The sequence below is a fragment of the Vibrio furnissii CIP 102972 genome (genome assembly GCF_000176175.1).
GTDB lineage: Bacteria > Pseudomonadota > Gammaproteobacteria > Enterobacterales > Vibrionaceae > Vibrio > Vibrio furnissii.
This window is the reverse complement of record NZ_ACZP01000013.1, coordinates 914,857-931,147: the sequence shown is the minus strand read 5'-3', so window position 1 is coordinate 931,147 and position 16,291 is coordinate 914,857. Positions and strand designations below refer to the sequence as shown.

The 16,291-nt window shown below is 52.3% G+C and carries 15 protein-coding genes; 6 read left to right on the top strand and 9 right to left on the bottom strand.

Annotated features, from left to right (window positions below):
* The first annotated feature begins 108 nt into the window (after nt 1-108).
* Nucleotides 109-855: an NUDIX hydrolase gene (locus VFA_RS08265; RefSeq protein ID WP_004726259.1), complete on the top strand. Its 747-nt coding sequence runs from the start codon at nt 109-111 to the stop codon at nt 853-855.
* A gap of 56 nt (nt 856-911) precedes the next feature.
* Here the strand turns inward: VFA_RS08265 and VFA_RS08260 are convergent, their stop codons facing one another.
* The 4 genes from VFA_RS08260 to VFA_RS08245 all read right to left on the bottom strand — a co-directional run bounded on the left by VFA_RS08260 (nt 912) and on the right by VFA_RS08245 (nt 3,358).
* Nucleotides 912-1,616, bottom strand: coding sequence for an ArsR/SmtB family transcription factor (locus VFA_RS08260; protein ID WP_038151258.1), 705 nt, complete (start codon nt 1,614-1,616; stop codon nt 912-914).
* A gap of 2 nt (nt 1,617-1,618) precedes the next feature.
* Nucleotides 1,619-2,002, bottom strand: coding sequence for a hypothetical protein (locus tag VFA_RS08255; protein ID WP_004726257.1), 384 nt, complete (start codon nt 2,000-2,002; stop codon nt 1,619-1,621).
* A 26-nt stretch (nt 2,003-2,028) separates the two neighbouring features.
* Complete coding sequence (locus VFA_RS08250) at nt 2,029-2,331, bottom strand: antibiotic biosynthesis monooxygenase family protein (RefSeq protein ID WP_038151256.1); 303 nt, start codon at nt 2,329-2,331, stop codon at nt 2,029-2,031.
* Nucleotides 2,332-2,488: 157 nt separating this feature from the next.
* Nucleotides 2,489-3,358, bottom strand: coding sequence for a LysR substrate-binding domain-containing protein (locus tag VFA_RS08245; protein WP_004726255.1), 870 nt, complete (start codon nt 3,356-3,358; stop codon nt 2,489-2,491).
* Nucleotides 3,359-3,464: 106 nt separating this feature from the next.
* On the opposite strand from VFA_RS08245, the gene VFA_RS08240 reads away from it, so the two are divergent.
* A complete protein-coding gene (locus VFA_RS08240; protein ID WP_004726254.1) occupies nt 3,465-3,950 on the top strand; it encodes a DUF4865 family protein in 486 nt (161 codons plus the stop codon).
* Between the two features lie 105 nt (nt 3,951-4,055).
* On the opposite strand, the gene VFA_RS08235 is transcribed toward VFA_RS08240, so the two are convergent.
* Entirely contained in the window at nt 4,056-5,744 is a 1,689-nt protein-coding gene (locus tag VFA_RS08235; protein WP_004726253.1) for an NAD-dependent malic enzyme, read from the bottom strand.
* Between the two features lie 203 nt (nt 5,745-5,947).
* Here VFA_RS08235 and VFA_RS08230 point away from each other — a divergent pair, with 203 nt between their 5' ends.
* The 4 genes from VFA_RS08230 to VFA_RS08215 all read left to right on the top strand — a co-directional run bounded on the left by VFA_RS08230 (nt 5,948) and on the right by VFA_RS08215 (nt 10,538).
* Nucleotides 5,948-8,296, top strand: coding sequence for a helicase-related protein (locus VFA_RS08230; RefSeq protein WP_038151254.1), 2,349 nt, complete (start codon nt 5,948-5,950; stop codon nt 8,294-8,296).
* Nucleotides 8,297-8,517: 221 nt separating this feature from the next.
* Nucleotides 8,518-8,895: a hypothetical protein gene (locus VFA_RS08225; RefSeq protein WP_014205261.1), complete on the top strand. Its 378-nt coding sequence runs from the start codon at nt 8,518-8,520 to the stop codon at nt 8,893-8,895.
* Nucleotides 8,896-9,000: 105 nt separating this feature from the next.
* Nucleotides 9,001-9,633 (top strand): TetR/AcrR family transcriptional regulator, encoded by a 633-nt coding sequence (locus VFA_RS08220; RefSeq protein WP_004726250.1) that lies wholly within the window; start codon nt 9,001-9,003, stop codon nt 9,631-9,633.
* Complete coding sequence (locus VFA_RS08215) at nt 9,627-10,538, top strand: LysR family transcriptional regulator (protein WP_004726249.1); 912 nt, start codon at nt 9,627-9,629, stop codon at nt 10,536-10,538. The genes VFA_RS08220 and VFA_RS08215 overlap by 7 nt, the downstream gene beginning before the upstream one ends.
* Before the next feature lie 40 nt (nt 10,539-10,578).
* On the opposite strand, the gene VFA_RS08210 is transcribed toward VFA_RS08215, so the two are convergent.
* The 4 genes from VFA_RS08210 to VFA_RS08195 all read right to left on the bottom strand — a co-directional run bounded on the left by VFA_RS08210 (nt 10,579) and on the right by VFA_RS08195 (nt 16,162).
* Nucleotides 10,579-12,120: an MFS transporter gene (locus VFA_RS08210; RefSeq protein WP_004726248.1), complete on the bottom strand. Its 1,542-nt coding sequence runs from the start codon at nt 12,118-12,120 to the stop codon at nt 10,579-10,581.
* 12 nt (nt 12,121-12,132) lie between these two features.
* Nucleotides 12,133-13,140 carry an HlyD family secretion protein gene (locus tag VFA_RS08205; protein WP_004726247.1) on the bottom strand — a complete coding sequence of 336 codons (1,008 nt, stop codon included), beginning with the start codon at nt 13,138-13,140 and terminating at the stop codon, nt 12,133-12,135.
* 182 nt (nt 13,141-13,322) lie between these two features.
* Nucleotides 13,323-14,795 (bottom strand): Na+/H+ antiporter NhaC family protein, encoded by a 1,473-nt coding sequence (locus VFA_RS08200; protein ID WP_004726246.1) that lies wholly within the window; start codon nt 14,793-14,795, stop codon nt 13,323-13,325.
* A 20-nt stretch (nt 14,796-14,815) separates the two neighbouring features.
* The gene (locus VFA_RS08195) at nt 14,816-16,162 is read right to left on the bottom strand and encodes a glutamine synthetase family protein (protein WP_004726245.1); all 1,347 of its coding nucleotides are present in this window, start codon (nt 16,160-16,162) and stop codon (nt 14,816-14,818) included.
* Nucleotides 16,163-16,291 lie beyond the last annotated feature (129 nt).

Genomic DNA, 16,291 nt, shown 5'->3' with positions numbered 1-16,291 from the left:
AGAGAAGGCGAATTTGTTCTGTCACTGAGCGAGAAAAGGTGGTTAAGATGGTTGCCTCGTTGTCTTGTGGTTAAGACGGCCTAATGAAGCACCACTAAGGAGATCACCTTGAAGTTCGAGTTGGATAAGTTCAACGGCATCATTATCGGCCGGGAAGATGTGCCGACTGATGTTGATACATTTCACGCACAACTGGCAGACATTGTGGCGTTTGCCCACGCTGAAGCAAAGAACATCATTTGGCTGACGCTGCCGATTGGTTTATCACACTTGGTGCCGATTGCCACCGAACTCGGGTTTGTGTTTCACAATTGCCTTGAGGACGAAATCACTCTGATTCACAAAGCGCCGTCGACCACGTTTATTCCGTTTATCCCCACGCATACGTTGGGAGCTGGCGCGATAGTCAAAAACAGTCTCGGACAACTGTTGGTGATCAAAGAACATGGCATGAAAGGCTACAAATTGCCGGGCGGCCATATCGAGTTGGGAGAGAAGATCGAAACGGCCATCATTCGCGAGGTATTGGAAGAAACGGGCGTTGAAACTGAATTTGATTCCATTCTGGGGTTCACCACGCGTCATCCGTTTCAGTTCGGCAAGACCAACATGTACTTGGTGTGTAAGCTCACGGCGCTGTCGGATGCGATCAATATTCACGATACCGACGAAATTGCCGAGGCGAAGTGGCTTGATGTGCCTTCGTTTTTAAGTGATGACAACAATGCCTATTTTAATCGCCAAATGGTGGACGCGTTGCATGACGCTGATGGTTTAAAAGCGTTTGAGCCCGAGAACAACACCGGACCATACCGAAAACATGAAACGTTTTTCGCTAAGGTAAGCCGCGATTGATTCGGTTGGGGGATTGTCTTGCGATGACGGGCGCGCAGTGCGGTAAACAGTCATCATTATTCGACATGAAAATGCGTTTTCAGCGCGTGGTTACCCTTGGCGGTGATGGTGACTTCGCGATAACCGACCACACGTTCAATCCAACGCTGCTGCTCAAAAAAGTGGAGCAGCGCCGCGCCTGCCTGTCCGCCTAGATGGAATTGACGTTCACTCCAGTCCAGACACGGACAACACGCTTTGCGCTTGGTTTTGGCATCGATGTCGATACCCAACTGCAAAAACTTCTCTTTCCCTTGTGGTGTCAGGCCAGAACCATCTTGCGTCAGCCAATCGTGTGCAATGAGTGAGTCGTAGAGCTTGACCGCCATTTCTCCGGCCAAATGGTCGTAGCAGGTGCGGGCCTTGCGCAAGTTTTTTGGCACCGTGGCGCGAACCGTGTGATTGGCCTGATACGTAATGCCCATCATCTGTTCAAGCAGCGCTGCGATGTGGGTACTGTAAAGACGAAAGTAGCGATGGCGTCCTTGTGATAAACACGTCACCAGCTTGGCGTTCAGCAAACGTGAAAGATGAGCGCTGGTGGTGGACGCGGAAACATCGGCCACCGCACTCAGTTCCGTGGCCGTCCAAGCGCGCCCATCCATCAGCGCACAGAGAATTTTCATGCGCGAAGCATCAGACAGAGCAACCGCCAAGGCTGCCATATCCACTTCCTGATTGAAATCTGCACTCTGCTCGGCAGACGAATGGTGTGTGCTCACGTTTAAATTGCCCAGTTTCGCGTCGCGTCTTTCGCCAATGTATCGTTATCGGTCACCAGTATCAATTGGTTAGCGTGATCACTGTATTGGACGAGAATGTTGATGCCTTCAGCCGCCAGCGCTTGGGCAATGGCGCCGAGTTCGCCCGGCTGCTCTTGTTTCAGTTTGCGGATCAATGGTCGGGTGACACTTTGGACGTCAAAGCCATGTTCAATCAATACAGCTTGAGCTTTCTCGCCGTCCTCAACCAGAAAGTGGGCGTGCGCACAGTCACCGACCGTAAATACGCCGCCTCCTTCCAGTCCGACACCATTAGCGCCTAACACTTGGCCAAAACGGGCGAGTTCGCCGGGCGTGTGAACGAAAATAACGTGAATGTTTTGCATCTGCTTTTCCTTTGCTTGTTCTTTACTTAGTGGGAACGGTATTCGCGAACCGAGGTGAGTACATTGATTGTGTAGGAAGAGAAAAGGTCACGTTTCCCTTCATCCTGTGCCATCTGGTGGTGGACGTTGTGCTTCCAGTGCTGAATGGCCGCTTCGTTTTCCCACCACGACAAGGAGATAAATTTGTCGGGGTCCGTGGTACTTTGAAAACGCTCAATGGAAATAAAGCCTTCAATCTCACTGAGCAGCGGTTTGAGGGTGGCTGCCAGCTCGAAGTAACGCTCTTTTTTGTCTGACGCTGCGTGAGCTTCAAATAGAACCGCGATCATGATGTTTCCTTTTGGCATGTGGCTCATGGATGAAGCCCATCATAATCGGTTGAAAAACGGATACTTCGCTGCGCAGCGAAATGTGAAGGAAGGATCGTTGAATACGCAGTGTGAGTGGCGGCGCGCACAGTTGGCTTGAGCGTCGTGCGCGGCAGGGTTATTGGGCAAGGTGCTGTTGAAGCTGCTGTTTTAGCGCGTTGTACAGTTGCTGTTGTACCCCATCCAGTTGATTCTGGCTGCGATCCAGGCAAACGGTCAGGCTGCCTAAAGCGGGCAGGTCGGTTAATTTTGTCACACAATCTGGCTGGCCAAATGCCGAGCGCACAGTGACGCCCAAGCCCGCTTCCACCGCTTTCCACAGGCTACTCAAGCTGCGACCGATAAAGTTAATTTTCCACGGAATACCCGCAGCATCTAACGCTTCGGTGGCTTGCTGGCGAATCGCACAAGCGCCATCCAACATCACCAAAGGGAGAGGCTGCGTAGCTTGAATGGTGTCGCTTAAGTGCGCGTTGGCAGGGCCAAACCAGTGCAAGGGAAGTTCTGCCAAACGTTCACTATAGGGAGCGGCTTTCGGGCCTTCCCACCCCAAGGAAAAATCAATGTCGTCAGATTGAATTCCCTCAAGCAGTTCTTTATGGCGGCCGACCACCGATTGCAACTGCACTTGCGGGTGAGCGCGCGAAAAAGAACCGAGCACTTGGGGCAGCAGTGCTTCACTAAAATCTTCCTGCATGCCGAAACTCACTTTGCCTTCCAGCGCATTGCCTTGTAGCCGTTGCAAGGCTTCATCATTAAGCTGCAACAGTCGTCGGGCATAAGACAGGACCATTTCACCTGCCTCGGTTGGTTGCAGATGGCGGCCAGATTTGGTCACCAACGCCGTATTGCATTGCTGCTCCAGCTTTTTCAATTGGGCACTGGCGGCCGAAGGGGAGCGATTGAGTCGCTCGGCGGCCAGCGCGAAACTGCCGAGCTCAATGCCCAATACAAAACATCGCAATGCATCCAAATCCAGTGTTCGCATCGTTCATCGTCCTGAAAATCAAAATAGTTACTTTCAATAGTTTTGATTTTTTGTATGAAAAGATCAACTTATGCTGGCTCTAAAAACGACATGGAGAAGACATACAATGATCGCGATGCAATACAAAATGGTTCTGCCCGCCGACTACCCAATGGAGCGCATTGAAAACCGAATCCGCGAGAAAGGGCATCTGTTGGATGGTTATCCCGGTTTGCTGTTTAAGGCGTATCTCTATTCGCGCATAGATGCCACGACGTACCACAACGACGTGAACAGTTACGCGCCGTTTTACGTTTGGCGCGATCACGGCTCAATGCGCGCGTTCTTAAACAGTGATGGATTTAACGGCTTGTGTGAGCAATTTGGTCGCCCGGCGGTGCAGGTCTGGTTTGTTGATGAGGTTCCAAACGCTCCAGATGAAAACGTGGTGTTTGCCTGTATCGAACACACAGCGCTGCAGGACGCTGATGTTCGCGGCGTCAACGTGACGACCTGGCAAACGCTGGGTGTCACGTGGCTCAGCCAGATTGATCACCGTAGCCCGATACAAGGTGATCTTTACGCCGTGGGGTATGTGGCGCGCGGCTGTTAAGGATGTGTACGGATTGCACGCACCATATCATCCGCACGGAACGCGGGCGTATTTTTCGTCGCGCATAAAAAAGCCCCTGTACAGGGGCTTAATCTATTCAATTGCTTAGAACGATGTACGTTTGTAGCGGCGGTATACCGGTTGCCAGAAGTGTTGATCAATGGCAACGTCCAGCGCTTCATCGGTAATTTCCAGCGCGACGCCTTGCTCAATCGCTTTTTTCGCAACGGCATACGCAATTTTCTTTGATACTGAGTGGATCGATTCCAATGGCGGCAGCAGTGGGCCGTGGCCGTTGATCGCCAGTGGAGAACACTCGGCCAAGGCGCGGCTTGATTCCATCAGCATGTCGTCAGTCACGCGTTTTGCGCCAACGGCCAGAACGCCCAAGCCAATGCCCGGGAAGATGTAGCTGTTGTTGCACTGTGCGATTGGGTAGGTTTTACCTTCGTTGATCACTGGATCGAACGGGCTGCCAGTTGCGACTAGCGCTTCACCGTTGGTCCAACGAATGATGTCGCTTGGCGTTGCTTCCACGCGGCTGGTTGGGTTCGACAGTGGGAATATAATCGGACGAGGGCAGTGCTGGTGCATCTCTTTGATGACGTCTTCACTGAATAGGCCCGGAGCGCCAGAAACACCGATCAACACGGTTGGTTTCGCTTGGCGAACGACATCGTGCAGCGAGTAACCGTTGCCTTCGGTAGTCCATTTCTTGGTGTTGGTTTTCTTCTGCACCAGACGTTGTTGGAAGTCGAGCAGGTTCGGCATGCCTTCTTCCAGCAGACCCCAGCGATCCACCATGTACACTTGTGAACGGGCTTTCTCGTCTGAAATGCCTTCTGAAACCATTTGCGCGATGATCGCTTCTGCGATCCCACAACCTGCAGAACCTGCGCCCAGGAAGGTGATGCGCTGTTCAGACAGTTTGCTGCCTGCAGCTTTACACGCGGCCAGTAGCGAACCCACGGTCACTGCAGCAGTGCCTTGAATGTCATCGTTGAAGCAGCAGATGCGGTTTTTGTAGCGCTCAAGCAGCGGCATCGCGTTTTTCTGTGCGAAGTCTTCGAACTGTACCAGCGCTTCAGGCCAGCGGCGTTGAATGGCTTGAATCACTTCTTCGACGAATGCATCGTATTCTGCGCCAGTGATGCGCGGATGACGCCAGCCCATGTACATTGGGTCAGCCAGACGTTGTGGGTTGTTGGTACCGACATCGAGCACGATAGGCAGAGTGTAAGCTGGGCTGATACCGCCACATGCGGTGTACAGAGACAACTTACCGATTGGAATGCCCATGCCGCCGATGCCTTGGTCACCCAGACCAAGAATACGTTCGCCATCTGTCACCACGATCACTTTCACGTTGTGGTTGGCGGCGTTGTTCAGCAGATCGTCAATGCGATCGCGGTTGGCGTAAGAGATGAACAGACCGCGACCACGGCGGTAGATGTTCGAGAAGTTTTCACACGCGGCACCAACCGTTGGCGTGTAGATGATTGGCATCATCTCAGAAATATGGTTTTGCACCAGACGGTAGAACAGCGTCTCGTTGGTGTCTTGCATGTTGCGCAGGTAAATGTGCTTGTCCATATCGCTTTCGAAGCTGCGATATTGCTGGTAGGCACGAACTACTTGTTCCTGTATTGTTTCCGTGGCTTCAGGTAATAAACCTTCCAGGTTGAATGATGCACGCTCTTCAGCGGAGAATGCACTGCCTTTGTTAAGAAGAGGGGTACTGAGTAGAGCTGGACCAGCGTAAGGAATATAAAGCGGACGTTTGTCGTTATTCATTTTCGGCCTTTGTAGGGTGGAAGGGAAACCTAAAAATGATAACGGCTTATCAGCTAGGTTGTAAATAGAGAACCCTTAACCTTCAGGAGATTATTCTGCCTAAAGTCAGTAACATTTCCTAAACTTAGCTGTTTTTTGTCAAATCAATACCATTTTGATTTACTATTTATCGAATTTATCTTTAGAGTTTTCTTTTAAAAAATATGCAGTTACTTCCAATTCAGCCCCTCAAAGATACATTTTTAAAGGCTTTGCAACATGATCACGTGATTGTGGAAGCCGAAACCGGTTCCGGGAAGTCAACTTGCCTGCCGTGCTGGGCGGCAGAGCAAGGGCGAGTGCTGGTCATCGAACCGCGCCGAATTGCTTGCACGTCGCTGGCTGAATTTCTTGCGCAGCAGCGTCAAGAAGCGGTGGGCCAACACATTGGGTACGCCATCAAATTGGAAAACCGTTCTTCGGAACAATCACAGGTGGTGTTTGTGACCCCCGGGGTGGCGCTGCGTTGGTTTGCCGAAGATGGACTCAAATCATTCGATGTCATCATGGTGGATGAATTTCACGAACGCCGCTGGGACACTGATTTGCTGGTGGCACTGCTCAAAGCGCGCCAGCGTCATCGCTTAGTCGTGACCTCTGCGACGCTGGAAGGTGAGCGTTTGGCGACCTATTTACAGGCCAAGCGCCTGCAAGCGAGCGGGCGTATGTACGACGTGAAGGTGGAATACCGCGCGTCAGATAGTCGCCAGTTGCCCGATGGACGTTCGCTTGCCGAACGTGTTAAAGCCGAAGTGCAGCAGGCGATGCTCGCCACGAAGGACGATATATTGATCTTTCTGCCGGGGCGAAAAGAGATTCAGCAATGTCAGCAACTGCTCAATGGGATCGACGCTTTGTTGGTGGTGCCGCTGCACGCTTCTGTCAGCGAAGGTGAGCGCACACTTGCACTCAACCCGCAGGCGCAACAAAAAGTGGTGCTGGCGACCAATGTCGCGGAAACCTCACTCACCATTCCCAACATCGCTTGGGTGATCGACAGCGGTTTAGAGCGTCGCAACGAACAGCGCAATGGCCGCACCGCCCTCATTCTCAAACATATTTCCAAAGCGAGCGCCAAGCAGCGCGCTGGCCGTGCTGGTCGCGTGATGAATGGCGTGGCGGTGCGTTTGTATGGTCAACATGCCGCGTTGGATGCCGTGACGCCGCCACAATTGCAGCGTGAAGATTTGGTCGAACCGATGTTAGCGGCGGGCAGTTGTGGTTCGCCATTGCACGCCTTGACCTTCCTTGAAACGTTGCCCGAGAAAACGCTGGCGCAAGCCGCGGAGATGCTCCAAGGCATTGGCGCGTTGGATGAGCAGCTTAACCTGACAGAGCACGGTCGCCGCATTGCACCGCTGCCGGTTGATGCGCTCTACGCCGATTTGGTGGCGCGCATCACGCCCAAGGCACTCAAAGAGGCAATGATCGATCTCACGGCGGCGCTCGCGGTGCCTGCGAGCCTTTATTCGCTCTCGTCGAATGCAGAGCGACTGGAACAATTGCAGCAGGAAGAGCCGCTGGGGTGCGACGCGCAATTGCTGATTCAGTTGGTGCGTGGACAAACCTTTTCTGGCGTCACGGTCGATGACGAAGCGCTGCGGGAAGCGCGCGGGTTATCCGAGCAGATGCGCGATATTTATGAACTGCCGGAATTGGAAGTGGCTTCGCGTTATCAACATGCGGCTTTGGCTGAAGCGATTGCGCGTTTGCATCCTGAGCTGCTGTTTGTACGCCGTGAGCGACGCAGAGAAGCGCTTGGCAATGGGCGTATGGAAGTGTTAACCGGGCGCCATAGCCGCTTCCCAGAACGAACAGAAGCCGCGTTGGTGCTGGATCAACACAGCTTGCCCGGTCGAGGCGTCAAACAAACCCTGACCCTCGCCACCGTAATGATGCCAGTGCCACTGTCGCTGATTGAAACGCTGGCGCTGGGGGAATGGCAACAAGGCGAAACCGTGCAGTACGACGGCGCGCTCAGTACCGTGCTCACGCTGCATTATGCTGGCCGTGTGGTGGCAAGCAACACCGTACAAGCCAGCGGCGCGTTGGCGCTGAAACCGCTGGTGGACGCTGTGAAAACCAATGCCTGTTTACCGGGCTTTGCCGAGCAACGCCAGCGTGAAATTGCTTGGTGGAAGTTGTACGTGGCGTTGGGGCTGGATGCCAAAACGCAGCAACACGATGACCTCACATTCGACCGCTGGTTTGAGCAGCAGTTGCAGGCATTGGGCGTCGAATCGTTGGATGACCTGGCGATGTTCGAGGCCAGCGATTTGCCGTTCGATGGCATTCCGTACTGGGAACTTGACGACTTTGCTGAGGCGTATCCGTTTGAGCTGGCATTGGGCGATTTGCAACTGACGGTCGAGTACCACATCAAACGCAAGCTGGTTCAGGTGGTGTACAAAAGCGGGTTACGCAAAACACTGCCGAAACGTTGGGAATTGCCGCGCTGGAGTGGTTACAAAATCCAGTTCAAAAAGGCGAGTCGAATCGTGGATATTCTGTAAATCGTGAATAAACGACGAATAGTTTTGTTTAAGGCGCGAAATATTAATTCGCCACACACAATATTTTTTGTCTTTGATCAATATTTGTTACCAGTTTGATTTTTATATACCCCATTGGTTGGAATGTGGGGCATAAAAGAATCTTTTTATATATCGTATTGCTATATAAGAATTCCTGCATAATATGGGTATCAAACGAGACCACTGATGTCGGAGGACACATGGAAAAAACCGAACGAATCTCTGTCGTGTTTGATTACACCAGCTTCTTAGGCACCTCTTGTACAAAAAAATGGACTTTTTCAGATGCGCTCGTTTCATTTGCCCCTGTTTTCGGAACGGTGTGGCATGACACAGTGAAAGATGGCAAAAGTCATGAAGAGAGGCTGTGGGACATGGCGTTGCAGCGACTGTCCAGCCGCAGAAGTGATGAGTCCAATCTGGTGACGCTGGTGAAACTGGCCAAGCTAGAAGGGATTGAAGAACTGAAATTGGTGATGCCGTATTCGTTGGATCCGGAGCAAATCGCCGCCATTCAAACGCGTGGTGACGCGCAAATCAAGGTGTGTGCACCGGAAGAATTTATTATCACGTTGTAATCGCATCAGGACGCTCAAGGCGTCCTTTTTTTTCGCAGATTTTCCCGTGTGTTGGCGGTATACTTTGAAAATCGTACCCATGAGTACAGTTTGAGAGTGACCTTGATGCGACCTTCCACGGTTCAAAAACAGACCAATTTACTGCAAGCCGCGACGGCGTTGCTGATCGAACAGGGGTATACCAACACCACGTTGGATCAGATCGTGTTGCAATGCGGCGGCTCAAAGCAGACGCTCTATCGTTATTTTGGCAACAAAGAGGGGATGTTTAAGGCCGTGCTGGCGTATCACCTCGAATCGCTGGAGGCATTGTTTGATTTCTCTGCAGCGTCGCAGACCTCGTTAAGGGCTGGCTTATTGGCTTTTGGTGAGCAGTACGTTCAACGCCTCTGTTCTAATCCACTGCTCGGGCTGTTTCGCATTGTGGTTGGCGATTTTCATCATCACCCAGACATTCCGGCATTCTTTCTCAGCCATGGCCCCGTCGCCAAGCATCAACAACTGGCCGATTATTTGCGTCAAACCTATCCTAAAGCGGATGTGTTTTCCGATGCCGAGCAAGCGGCGCAGGACCTGTTATCGCTGCTGCGCGAGCGTTATTTCTATCAAGCGTTGTTGGGATGCCCAGTACCTGACACAGCGCACCTGCGCCAACATGTTCACCGTGTGGTGGACCAGTTTCTTCAAGGTTATGACCTGGCGCCAATCAGCCACGAATCAGGAGTGACTTCATGCTAAAACTAGAGGCATTGACGCTGTTTCAACATGTGGTGCAATTGGGGGGCATCACGCAAGCCGCCGATTTTCTCTCGCTGCCCAAATCCAGTGTCAGCCGTAAAATCAAAGAACTGGAAGATCATTACAACGTTAAGTTGATCAATCGCAGTGCTCGCCATTTTACCCTGACTGAAGCGGGGGAAATCTTTCATGCTCACAGCCGTGATGTGTTGACGCACGTCGATGTGTTGGAGCAGGAAATGGCTGCGTACGGGCAGGAAATGAGTGGGAAAATTCGCCTGTTGTGCGTCTCACCGATGATCAAATGTTTGGGGGAATTGCTGCGAGAATTTTGCAAAGCATATCCTCATATTCAGTTGGAACTGCACGCTCAGGAAGTGGTGGAGCGCACCATTCCTAAACGGCGCTTTGATTTGCTGGTGCAGCTCGGGCAGCCGGTGATCAGTAATTTGGTGGCGCAGCAAATTGGCGCGATGTACGCCGACTACTACGCCAGCCCGGCTTATTTGGCTGAATTTGGCACGCCCAAATTGCCGGAAGATCTGCTGCAACATCGTTTGATCTTCCGTGAAATGTCGCAAGACGAGCATAAGTTCTGGTGGTTTGAATCGCCGACGCGCAAGCTCGACCTTGGGCGAGCCAACATGACGATTGTTGATTCGCCGGAGATGACATTCACGCTCGCCACCCAAGGTTTTGGCATTGCGCTATTGCCGGACATTCAATTGGCGCAAGCGATTAAAGAAAAGCAGTTGGTGCCGCTGTTTAACCAGCAACACCGCCGCCGTGTGCCCATCAATTTGGTCTATCACGATCGTCAACACATTCCGCGTCGCGTGCGGTTATTGATTGATTACCTCAGTCAGCACTTTGCGCGTGAGGCAGAAAAGCACTTGCTGTTCTGATCCTTCGACCAGCCGCAAAAGCGAGCGGAGCCAGAGCGGATTAGTTGTGTGACGCGTTGGCATTCGCCCGTTTTTTGACCATCTTCTTCCCAACCAAAATGATTGGTGCCATGAACGCGATGGCGATGACAAACCAGAGAAAGGTATTGCCCAGCGCCGAGACAATCACTTGTTGGCTGACGGTTTGTTGCATCAACGTGGCGTTGAGGGTTCCTGATGGCAAATGGCCTTGAGCCAGCAGTAACTGCTGTGTCGATTGCGTGTAGAATGCCGCCGGATCCGCACCGAGCTCGCGCGTCAGATCGGTCATCGATTCAGTGCGCGTGACTTGCAACAAACGGGTAAACAGCGCCGAACCGAGCACGCCGCCCAGCGTGCGACACACATAAAATATGCTGATGCCTTCCGGGCGCTGATCGTGACGAAAATGAGCCAACATGGCGATGGTGACCGACACATTGAGTAAGCCAACCCCCAAGCCGCGCAGGCAAATTGGCAGCAAGACATCATCCGGCCCCACATACGCAGGTAAGCGACTGAACATCACCACTGAAATGACCAGCATCACGACCCCGATGGGGGTAATGATGTCACTGGGAAAGCGATCTTGATTGCTGGCCGCTACGCTGATGATCATCCCCACCACCATGGCAAGCAATGCTGGTAGCTGAACGAACCCTGCTGTTTCATGGCTATAGTTGAGTACACTGGTGAGAAACAGCGTCATCAGCGCGCCGCTGGCGGTCACGCCGAATCCCGCGAGAAAGCCGTTGTACATAAAGACATTGTTGTGCAGGTTGGTCAGCAACGTGCGGCTGCTGGTCGGGCCGTTTTTCTGGCTGGCTTGCATACATCCCATCGCGAGCAGCGCAACCACTACCACCCCCAGCATGGCATAGTCAAACCGAGGATCATCAAACCAGTTGTAGTAGCTGCCACGCATCATCAAATAGACCAATCCGACTAAGGCGATGGCGCTCAGGACGTAAGCCAGAACGTGCGACTTTTGCGTGCGCGCAAAGGGCTGGCACAGCGTCAAGTGATAGCTGATTGCGGCTGCAAACAGCCACGAACCGGCCAGTGGATAAGTGAGCCATTGCCATTCCACGTGGGTGACGAGCCATGTCAAAAACCACGGGTAGCCGCCCATCGGCAGCAGTGTGGAACAGATGAGCACCAGCGCAGCAAACAACGTCATCGCTCGATAGCTGCATTGATCCAAAATCAGCAGGTTGATACTCAACGTGATGAGGCTGACACACACGCCGACGACCACCCACGCTGCGCCATGCAACTCCGGGGATTGGTGCGCGCAAGCGAACACCACCTGGCACAATGCGGCCATGATTAAGCTGACGCGCAGCGTGCGCATGACGCTGACAGAGCGCACAATAAAAGGGGCCGCTAACAGCGCAATTAACTGCGCGGCCGAAAAGGCAATGTTGAGGTAACTCAGTTCATCACTCGACACGCCGTTGCTGGCAGCCATTTCAGCGGCCAACGCTTTAAACAGTGCTGATGTGATGCCAACCGGTAACATCGCCGCGAGAATCAGCGCGGCTAACCAAGCTTTACGTTGCATTGCAGCTCTCCTTTAAGGCTGGAGCGCGATACTGACCACGGCGGATAGACCCGGATAGACGCGGCCTTTGAGCGAATCGGGCAGGGTCAGGGTGATTTTTACCGGCACGCGCTGGACCACTTTGACAAAGTTACCGGTGGCGTTTTGCGGCGGAATCATACTGAACTGCGCGCCAGTCGCGGGCGTGATTGAATCAATCAAGCCAGCAATCACGGTATCTGGATACATATCCAATCGCACATCCACCGCTTGGCCAGCGATCAAATGGCTGAGCTGGGTTTCTTTGAAATTGGCATTCAGCCACACGGTTTCGGGGATGAGCGTGATCGTGCCCATGCCGGGCTGGACAAATTTCCCTTCTTGCACCTGACGATTGGCGATAAAGCCATCTACCGGTGCTTTGACCAGGGTGCGTTGTAACGCAATGGTATTCAGCGCCAATTTGGACTGCGCTTGTTTGAGCTGGGCATTCAGTTGTTCGCGTTCAGCCGTCAGCGTATTGAGCTGTTGATGGGCGGCATCTAATGCTAAACGTGCATTTTTCAGGCTGGCCTTGGCGTTGATCGCTTGGGTGTTCTGATGATCGAATGCGGTTTGGCTCACTGAAGCTGACTTCAGCAGCTGTTGAAAACGCTGGCGTTCGGATTGCTGAAATTGCGCATTGGCGCTCGCGCCTTCGATTGCCGTTTTCGCCTGTTCAATGCTGACCTGCTGCAACTGCATGCGTGAAGCGTTATTGGCCAATGCTGATTGCGCTACCGCAATGGCCGCCTGAGAGATGTTGACGTTCGCTTGATAGTCCTGATCATCAATTTGGAACAGCGGATCGCCCGCTTTGACCCACTGGTTGTCGCGCACAAACAGGTGGGTGACACGGCCGCTGACTTCGGGGGAGACCAGTGTCACGTCGGCTTTGACATACGCGTTGTCGGTGGTGACCCATTGTTGTTGCTGCCAGTATTTCCAGCCGCCAAGCGCTAAGGTGCCCAGCGCTGCCAATGCAATGATTGATTTCTTCATCGTGTCACTCGTTTAAAAAGGGAGAAAAGATGGAGAAACTGTACTGGTGAGTACGCTTTGTGGCGAGAAAAATAACTGGAACGCTACTGCCCAAAAAATGGAACGCACGCTTGATTGGGTATATTCAGGGTGTGAAAACAAAAAAGCGAAGCCGAAGCCTCGCTTTTGGGTGACCGATGGGATCAGATAAACAGGAAGAACAGGGTGGTTGCGACAATACCAATCAGCGCATATGGGAACTGCGTGATGGCGTGTTGCATTGATGTACAGCCACTGCCTTGTGCCGACAGCACGGTTGAATCACTAAAGAAACATGAGTGGCTGCCTGCTGCCGATGCCGAGAGCAATGCACCGATGGTCAGGGCCACAGGCACGCCCATTTGCTCGCCCAATGGGAACACGATGGGCATTGCAACCGCAAACAGACCCCAAGACGATGCGGTGGCAAACACCAGGCCAGTCATCACCAAGAAGATGATCGCTGGGAATAGCGAAGGCGACATCCAAGGCGTTACGGTTTCAATCACGTAAGAAGTCAGGCCCAGTTGATCGTTGACGTTTTTCAGCATGAAACCGCCGATCACCGTGGCCAGCGGCAGCATCATGATCTTGATGCCATCGTAAATCGCTTCGAACATTGAGTTCACTGGCATCAGGCGTTGTACGCCGTACAGGAAGATGGTGAAAATAATCGCCACAAATACCCCAGCCAGCAGATCGATGTCGAAGTACCAGCTTGCGCCAACCAACACGACCATCGGCAGCGCGAAGTTCATCACGCCCATGGTTGAGTTTGGATGCGCCGTGACATCTTCACCAATCGAAATATCCACGCCACCGTCCGGCTGAACTTGACCCGCTTGTGCGCGCTGCTCGGCAATTTTCATTTGGCCAAGGTCTGGAATTTTGTTCATCGCCACCAAGAACACCACCAGCAGCGTTACCCAGCCGTAGGCCATGTAAGGAATCGCTTCGATGTACGCTTGAACGCCTTTTCCGGTCTCTGCCACATTATTGGCCTCGAGCAACGAACCGAAGAAAATCGCCCAGGTCGAGATAGGGATCAGAATACACACCGGCGCTGCGGTTGAATCAACCAAATAGGCTAACTTTTCGCGGGAAATCTGGTAGCTGTCGGTGATGCGCTTCATGGACGATGAAATCGCGATTGCATTGAGATAATCGTCGATGAAGACCAAAATACCCAGCACGAAAGTGAGCAGCATGGACTGACGCTTGCTTTTTACTTTCGTCACCAATACTTCACTGAAACTGAGAATGCTGCCGCCTTTCTCCAGAATCGTGATCAGGCCGCCCATCAGGCCACACACCAAAATCAGCCATGCGATGGTTTCATCCATCATCACCGACATCGACATGTCGACCACGCCACCAACCACTTCAGTCGGGTTAAGCATGATCAAGCCGACAATCGCACCACTGAATAGCGCTTCCACCGTGCGGTGGGTTAGCAGGGCGAAGGCCAGAACGAAGACCGTAGGCAGTATGCTGTACCAGCCATATTCTGTATCAGGCTGATGGTGGGTTCCGATGGTCGCAAAAATGCCAATGAGCACTGCGATACCAAGGACCGCAATCAGACTTTTAAAGTCGAATGCGGGTTGCATCTTAATTGCTGGGTTTTTAGTCGTCATAAATAGAGATCCTTTCTCAATTAGGCTGAATGAAGCATCCATTCCACTTCCAGTGGCGTTACTGCTTGTTCAAACTCCCTCAGCTCCGTGTCTTTACATGCGGTATAAAGCGAAACAAAGTCTTGTGGCAAATACATGCCAATCAGTTCACTGGAACTCAGTGTTCTGAGTGCATCCGCCATGCGCGTTGGCAAAGAGGCTGCGTGTTCATCCAGAGCGGGAGGGCATTGCTCTGGAACGAATTGTTGGCTGGCGAGCAGGCCGCTCAGTACGACGGCTGCGAGCAGATAAGGGTTCACGTCCGCGCCGGCAATCCGGTGCTCGATGCGGCGGTTTTTGCTATCACTCATCGGGATTCGAAGGGCCACACCACGATGGTTTTCTGCCCAGTCTGCTCGGGTTGGGGTGTACATCATCGGGCAGAAGCGTCGGTAGGAGTTCACATTCGGACAAAGTAGTGCCATAGATTCCGGCATCATGGCAAGCATTGCGGTTAATGTTTTGTAAAAAAACGGGCTGCAATCACCTTGGGTGTCTGAGAAACGATTCTGGCCGTGTTCGTCTAATACACTCAGGTGAATATGCATGCCATTACCCGCTTCGTCGGCGAACGGCTTCGCCATAAAGGTCACATCAAACCCATGTTTGAGCGCTACTTGGCGGATCAGACGCTTGGCATAAATCACCTGATCGCAGGCATTGATGACGTCGGCTTGATGGTTGAAGTTGATTTCGAATTGGCCCGGAGCCGATTCAGACAGTGCGCCGGATGTATTGAGGCCCTGAGCTTGTGCGGCGATGTTGAGGTCACTGAGGAAGTCGGCGTAATCGTCCAGATTTTCGATGTTGTACACATCCGATTTGAATTCGCGTCCCTGATGAATCGGGTTGACGGGAGGTTGGATTTCGCCTTTGTCGTTGCGGTTTTTATCGATGAGGTAGAACTCAAGTTCAATCGCGGTCACTGGGAAGAGGTTGTTTGCGTGTAAGCGTTCCATCATCTGAGACAGCACCACACGCGGTGACATCAGTGTCTCTTTTTCCCCTTTGCGGTCCATCATATTGAGCATGATCTGGCCGACTTCGGGGTTAAAGGTTGGGGTTAAGGTGCCTGCAATCGGATAACAAATATGATCCGGTTCGCCAATCGCTTCTCCCAATCCCGCTTCTTCCACCACCTTGCCATGCACACTCAATGACAGCGTGGAGAGTGGCAGATAGACGCCTTTGTCCACTTTATCGAGCGCTTCAATGGGGATGCGTTTGCCGCGTGGTCGCGCATTGATGTCGGGAAAAATGAGATCGATGAAACGAATCTCGGGCCATTCTTGTTTAAAATTTTTAACTTCTTGTGTGAATCCGTCCATTTTCAGACACTCCGTATGGCTGATATGTAACTTATATTTAACAAGCTTTGTGTTTTTGGCAATAATTAATGCCTTTTTGGTAGAAATTTTTAACGAAGATCATATTTTGTGTCTTTTTTGTTAATTTCA